Consider the following 6,300-nt stretch of genomic DNA (forward strand, 5'->3'; position numbering starts at 1 on the left):
GATGTCGCTGCTTCGGGCGTGCGGTCAGCGGCTGTCCGAGCCGCTGGTGACCAGCGTCGCCCGGCCTGCCTCCAGCCGCGCCACCGGGACCCGGAACGGCGAGCAGGAGACGTAGTCCAGCCCGACGGAGTGGAAGAAGTGCACCGAGTCGGGATCGCCGCCGTGTTCGCCGCAGACCCCGATCTTCAGCCCCGGACGGGCCGCCCGTCCCTCCTCGGCGGCGATGCGGACCAGGCGGCCGATGCCGTCCGCGTCGATGGACTCGAACGGTGAGATGCCGAAGATGCCCAGCTCCAGGTAGCGCCAGAAGAACGCCCCCTCCACGTCGTCCCGGGAGAAGCCCCAACCCATCTGGGTCAGGTCGTTGGTGCCGAAGGAGAAGAACTCGGCCGCCTCGGCGATCTGCCCGGCGGTCAACGCTGCCCGGGGCACCTCGATCATCGTGCCGATCAGCACGTCGACGTCGCTGCCGCCGACCACCTCGGCGATGATCCGCTCGGCTTCGGTGCGTACCGTCTCCAGTTCCTGGACCGCACCGACCAGCGGGACCATGATCTCCGGGCAGGGCCGGATCCCCTGGCGGGTGCACTCCACGGCCGCCTCGGTGATCGCCCGGACCTGCATCGCGAAAAGTCCGGGGATGACCAGACCCAGGCGTACGCCGCGCAGCCCGAGCATCGGGTTCTCCTCGTGCATCCGGCGTACGGCCGCCAGCAGCGCCTCCTCCTTGGCGACGTCCTCACCACGTTCCTGGGCGACCGCCACGTTGACGGCGAGCTGCTCCAGCGGCGGCAGGAACTCGTGCAGCGGCGGGTCGATCAACCGGACGGTGACCGGCAACCCGTCCATCTCCCGGAAGATCTCCACGAAGTCGGCCCGCTGCAACGGCAGCAGCGCGGCGAGCGCGTCCTCCCGCTCGGCCGGATCGCGGGCCAGGATCAGCCGTTCCACCAGCTCGCGACGGTCACCGAGGAACATGTGCTCGGTGCGGCACAGCCCGATGCCCTCGGCGCCGAAGCGCCGGGCCCGGGCCGCGTCGGCGGCGGTGTCGGCGTTGGTACGTACCGCCAGACGCCGGCTGGCATCGGCGTGCGACATGATCCGGTGTACGGCACGCACCAGTGCGTTGTCGATGTGCGCCGGGTCGAGACTGCCCTCGAAGTACTGCACCACCTCGGAGGGCATGACCGGCACCTCGCCCAGGTACACCTTGCCGGTGGTGCCGTCGATGGAGACGACGTCGCCCTCGGTGACCGTGTGTCCGGCCACGGCGAACCGCCGCTTCGGCACGTCGATGTCCAGGTCGTCGGCACCGGAAACGCAGGTCTTGCCCATTCCCCGGGCCACCACCGCAGCGTGGCTGGTCTTGCCGCCCCGCGAGGTGAGGATGCCCCTGGCGGCGATCATGCCGTTCAGGTCGTCCGGGTTGGTTTCCCGGCGCACCAGGATGACGGCCTCGCCCTCGGCGGCCAACTCGACCGCGCGGGCCGAGGTGAAGACGACCTTGCCGACCGCCGCGCCCGGCGAGGCGCCGATGCCGGTGGCGACCGGCTGGAACTCGTGGTCGAGCTGGAAGCGCGGGAACATCAACTGGGCCAGTTGCGCGCCGTTGACCCGGTGCAGGGCCTCGTCGAGGTCGATCAGGCCTTCGTCGACGAGTTGGCCGGCGATGACGAACGCGGCGGCGGCGGTGCGCTTGCCGACCCGGGTCTGGAGCATCCACAGCTTGCCGCGCTCAATGGTGAACTCGATGTCACACAGGTCACGGTAGTGCCGCTCCAGCCGGGCCATGTAGTCGAGCAGTTCGTCGTAGGAGTCCTTGTCGATCCGCTCCAGCTCCTGCAACGGCACGGTGTTGCGGATGCCGGCGACCACGTCCTCGCCCTGCGCGTTGGCCAGGTAGTCGCCGTAGATGCCCTGGGCGCCGCTGGCCGGGTCGCGAGTGAAGGCGACGCCGGTGCCGGAGTCGGGCCCGAGGTTGCCGAAGACCATCGCCACCACGTTCACGGCGGTGCCCAGGTCGGCCGGGATCCGCTCCTGCCTGCGGTAGACCACCGCCCGCTCGGCGTTCCACGATTCGAAGACCGCCCGCACGGCGAGGTCGAGCTGTTCGCGTGGCTCCTGCGGAAACTCCCGCCCGGTGTGTTTGGTGAAGATCTTTTTGTACGCGTCGACCAGCCTGCGCAGGTCGTCCGCGTCCAGGTCCAGGTCGAGGTCGGTGCCCTTGGCGCGCTTGGCCTCGTCGAGCGCGTGCTCGAACTCCTCGCCGGGCACGTCGCAGACGGTCTTGCCGAACATCTGGATCAGCCGGCGGTAGGAGTCCCAGGCGAACCGGTCCGCGCCGCCGGAGGCGGCCGGTTCGGCCGAGCCACCGGCCTGCCGGGCCAGTCCTTCGACGCTGCGGTCGTTGAGACCGACGTTGAGCACGGTCTCCATCATTCCGGGCATCGAGAACTTCGCCCCGGAGCGTACGGAGACCAGCAGCGGGTCGTCCGGGTCGCCGAGTCGCCGGCCCATCTCGCGCTCCAGCGCCGTCAGGTGCGCGGTGGTCTGGTCGGCCAGCCCGGCCGGTTCCGCACCCGTGTCGAGGTACGCCTTGCACGCCTCGGTGGTGATGGTGAAGCCGGGCGGCACCGGCAGGCCGAGATTGGTCATCTCGGCCAGGTTCGCTCCCTTGCCGCCGAGGAGGTCCTTGAGATCCTTGTTGCCCTCGGCGAAGTCGTAGACGTACTTGTGCTCAACCGTCTCTTGCGCTGCCACCAGAGCCTCCCACGCGCCCGGATTGACACTTAACGAAGGTTCAGTTTTTTGATACCCCGAATCCACCGCCTGGTAATCCGGGGAGTCGTGCCGATCGGTGGGCGAAGGCTAAGCGACCAACGCGCGGCCCGGGAGCATTCGGTGACAATAGGCACAGCAATCACGACAGTTCGCGTTCAGCACGGTTTTTGGGAACGGTCCCACGCGCACATTCACGCAATTGCCAGCCTCCCCGTACGCTTGACGGCACGCTCTGTGACCACCCCGCACCATTGCCACAACAGCCGCGAATACACCCCCTCGGGAGTCCTCGTGTCCGCCGCACCCAGCACCGCACCGGAACCACTCGACCCGCCCCACCCCGCCGACGTCACCCCGGCGTCCGAGGCGACGCCCGCCCCGGAGGTGGAGACCGCCGCAGCGGACCAGAGCGCCGCAGTTGGCAGGGCCGCCGCGCAGGCGAACGCCACCGACAGGGCCGAGCCCGCCGGGCAAACGAACACCGCCGCCGGAGCCGGAACGACCGCGCGGGCGAACACGGCTGCCGGGGCCGAGACGGCCGCGCACGCGGACGATGCCGCTCAGGCTGCCGGGCGTACCGCCGGGGAGCTGGCCAGGGCGGCGGAGCGCAAGGCGGCGGCGCTGCTCGCACCGCCGGCACCGACCCGGCTGGGCGACGTGGTGCCGGCGCCGGAACAGGTCATGCCGGACGCCGGGGCCGACTACCTGCTCGCCGCCGACGCGGTGATCCGGGTCAGCGCCGATCCGGCCGCCATGGCCGTCGCCGGGCATCTCGCCGCGCTGCTGCGCCCGGCCACCGGATACCCGCTGCCGGTGACCGACGCCGCCACGCCCGTACCGTCCGGTGGCATCGCCCTCGACCTGACCGGCGAGGCCGCGCTGGGCGAGGAGGGCTACCGGCTCGACATCACCACCGACGGCGTACGCATCGCCGCCGGCACCGCCGCCGGTCTCTTCCACGGGGTGCAGACCCTGCGGCAGCTGCTGCCGGCCGCCGTCGAGAGCGCCACCCCGGTCACCGAACGCTGGGTGCTGCCGGGTGGGTCGATTCTCGACCGCCCCCGCTACCCGCACCGGGGAGCGATGCTCGACGTTGCCCGGCACTTCTTCGGCGTCACCGACGTGCTGCGGGTGATCGACGACCTGGCCCGGTACAAGCTCAACCGGCTGCACCTACACCTCACCGACGACCAGGGCTGGCGGATCGCGATCGACTCCTGGCCCCGGCTGGCCACCGTCGGCGGGGCCGGCGCGGTCGGCGACGCCCCCGGCGGCTACTACACCCAAGCGGACTACCAGCGAATCGTGGCGTACGCCGCCGACCGGCACATCACCGTGATCCCCGAGATCGACCTGCCCGGTCACACCCACGCGGCGTTGACCGCGTACGGCGAGCTGGCGCCCGACCGGGTCGCGCCGCCGCCGTACACCGGCACCGAGGTCGGCTTCAGCTACGTCGACCCGGCCAGCGAGCGGACGTACGACTTCGTCGCCGACGTGCTCGGCGAGATCGCCGCGCTCACCCCCGGGCGGTGGCTGCACATCGGTGGCGACGAGGCGTTCAAGGTGCCCGCCGAGGTGTACGCCGGTTTCGTCGACCGGGTGCAGCGCATCGTCGCCGAGCTGGGCCGGGACGTGATCGGCTGGCACCAGATCGCTCCCGCCACCCACGCCGAAGGGCGGATCCTCCAGTGGTGGGGCACGACCGGCGAGGACGCGGTGACCGCCGAAGCGGTGCGCCGGGGGGCCCGGCTGATCCTCTCCCCCGGCAACCACGCGTACCTCGACATGAAGTACGCCCCGGACACCCCGATCGGGCACGACTGGGCTGGCCTGATCGACGTACACCGGGCGTACGACTGGGACCCGGCCAACCATCTGGCCGGCGCACCGGCCGAGGCGGTGCTCGGCGTCGAGGCGCCGCTGTGGACCGAGTCGGTGACCACGCTCGCAGAGATCGAGTTCATGCTGTTCCCCCGGCTGCCCGCCATCGCCGAGCTGGGCTGGTCACCCCGGTCGACGCACGACTGGAGCGCGTTCCGCGAGCGGCTGGCGACGCACGGCCCGCGGTGGGCCACTGCGGGCATCACGTACCACCGTTCTCCTGAGCTGCCCTGGCCGACGACGCCGGTGCCCGCACCGCGCAGGCCGTCGGCCGACGATGTCGGACAGGCGCCGGTCAGCCGCCTCGACGAGACGCCAGTCCGTCCAGGAACAGCTCCAGACCGAGGGTGAAGCGGTCCACCGGGCCGGCGGCGAACAGTGCGTCGCGCAGCGCGACGGTGTGCGGGAAGCGGTCCGCAGGCAGGTCGCGGTAGTACTGCGCGACGGCCGCCCAGCGCCGCTGTACCGCCTCCGGGCCATCGTGGGGCGCCCGCTGCCGCGCGGTGTCGAGGGCGTCGGCGGTGACGTAGAGGGAAAGCCGGTCCACCGCCCACGCGCAGACCTCGTCCGGAAAACCAGCCGTACGCAGAATCGCCAGTAACGCCTCAGCGATGCGGGCTGGACTGTCGCCGACCGGTGGACCCGACATGGCCACCGCGGCGATGTCGTTGTGCGCCAGCAGGACCCGTCGCACCTCGCGGGCCAGCGCGATGAGCGGCCCGCGCCAGTCCTCCGGGTCGGGCGGCGGCACGGCGACCTCGGCCAGCACCCGGTCGAGCACGAGTTCGAGAAGTTCGTCCTTGCTGGTGACGTGCCGGTAGATCGAGGCCGGCCCGGTGCCGAGCGCGTCGGCGACGCTGCGCATGGTGACCGCGTCCACGCCGGCCCGGTCGACCAGGTCGAGTGCGACAGCGACGATCGCCTGCTGGGTCAGCGCCGGCTTCGGCCGGGTGGAACGACGCCGCCGAGCCGGGAGCTCCGCACCACTGTTGATCATCCGGCTTCCTCCGCAATTCCGGTGGCCGCCCCGATCCCGGCGGGACGGCCACAGGGTAGTCGAGGCCCCGACAAACCACCTTGCGAACGATGTTCGCATCATGCGAACATCGTTCGCATGATGCCGATGAACGCCCTGACCCGTACCGCCCGCGCTGCCGCCATCCTCGCGCCGACCGCGTTGATCGGCGTGGACCTGGCCGACGGCGCAACCCGCCCCGGCTATCAGCTCACCCGGCACTGGATCAGCCATTTGTCCCTGGGCGACCGGGGTTGGCTCGGCACCGTCAAGCTGGTCGCCGTCGGGCTACTGGTCGTCGCCATCGCGATCGGGCTGCGGGGCCAGGCGAGGGCGGCCGGCGCGACGCCCCGCCGGGCAACCTGGAGGTCGGTGACGCTCGCCGACTCCCGGCACACCGCCGCCTCCGTCGACCGGCAGCCCCGCGCCAATGGCACGGCCGGCACCGCTGCGCGGAACACCGGTGGGGACAATCGTGCACGGCGTGGCCAGATGTCCGATTCGCCGGTGACCGGGGCCACGCCCCCGGCGGAATCGCGGGCCCGGCCCGGTGGTTATACATGGCGTAACCGCGAGTGCCTCCGAGCGCCGCCCCCGGCCCGGTCGGAATGACCCCCCAC

4 protein-coding genes are annotated in these 6,300 nt (G+C 71.4%); 2 read left to right on the forward strand and 2 right to left on the reverse strand.

Features of this window, described 5'->3' with window-relative positions:
* Positions 1–24: 24 nt before the first annotated feature.
* Complete coding sequence (gene ppdK / locus ACFY2A_RS28675) at positions 25–2,760, reverse strand: pyruvate, phosphate dikinase (RefSeq protein ID WP_387176202.1); 2,736 nt, start codon at positions 2,758–2,760, stop codon at positions 25–27.
* Between the two features lie 312 nt (positions 2,761–3,072).
* Between ppdK and ACFY2A_RS28680 the strand changes: the two genes are divergently transcribed.
* Positions 3,073–5,016: a beta-N-acetylhexosaminidase gene (locus tag ACFY2A_RS28680; protein WP_387176204.1), complete on the forward strand. Its 1,944-nt coding sequence runs from the start codon at positions 3,073–3,075 to the stop codon at positions 5,014–5,016.
* On the opposite strand, the gene ACFY2A_RS28685 is transcribed toward ACFY2A_RS28680, so the two are convergent.
* Entirely contained in the window at positions 4,961–5,662 is a 702-nt protein-coding gene (locus ACFY2A_RS28685) for a TetR/AcrR family transcriptional regulator (protein WP_387176205.1), read from the reverse strand. The genes ACFY2A_RS28680 and ACFY2A_RS28685 overlap by 56 nt on opposite strands.
* 126 nt (positions 5,663–5,788) lie before the next feature.
* Between ACFY2A_RS28685 and ACFY2A_RS28690 the strand changes: the two genes are divergently transcribed.
* Positions 5,789–6,292, forward strand: a complete 504-nt coding sequence (locus ACFY2A_RS28690; protein ID WP_387176207.1) for a DUF998 domain-containing protein — start codon at positions 5,789–5,791, stop codon at positions 6,290–6,292.
* Positions 6,293–6,300 lie beyond the last annotated feature (8 nt).

This window comes from Micromonospora sp. NPDC000442 (genome assembly GCF_042898635.1).
Classification (GTDB): domain Bacteria; phylum Actinomycetota; class Actinomycetes; order Mycobacteriales; family Micromonosporaceae; genus Micromonospora.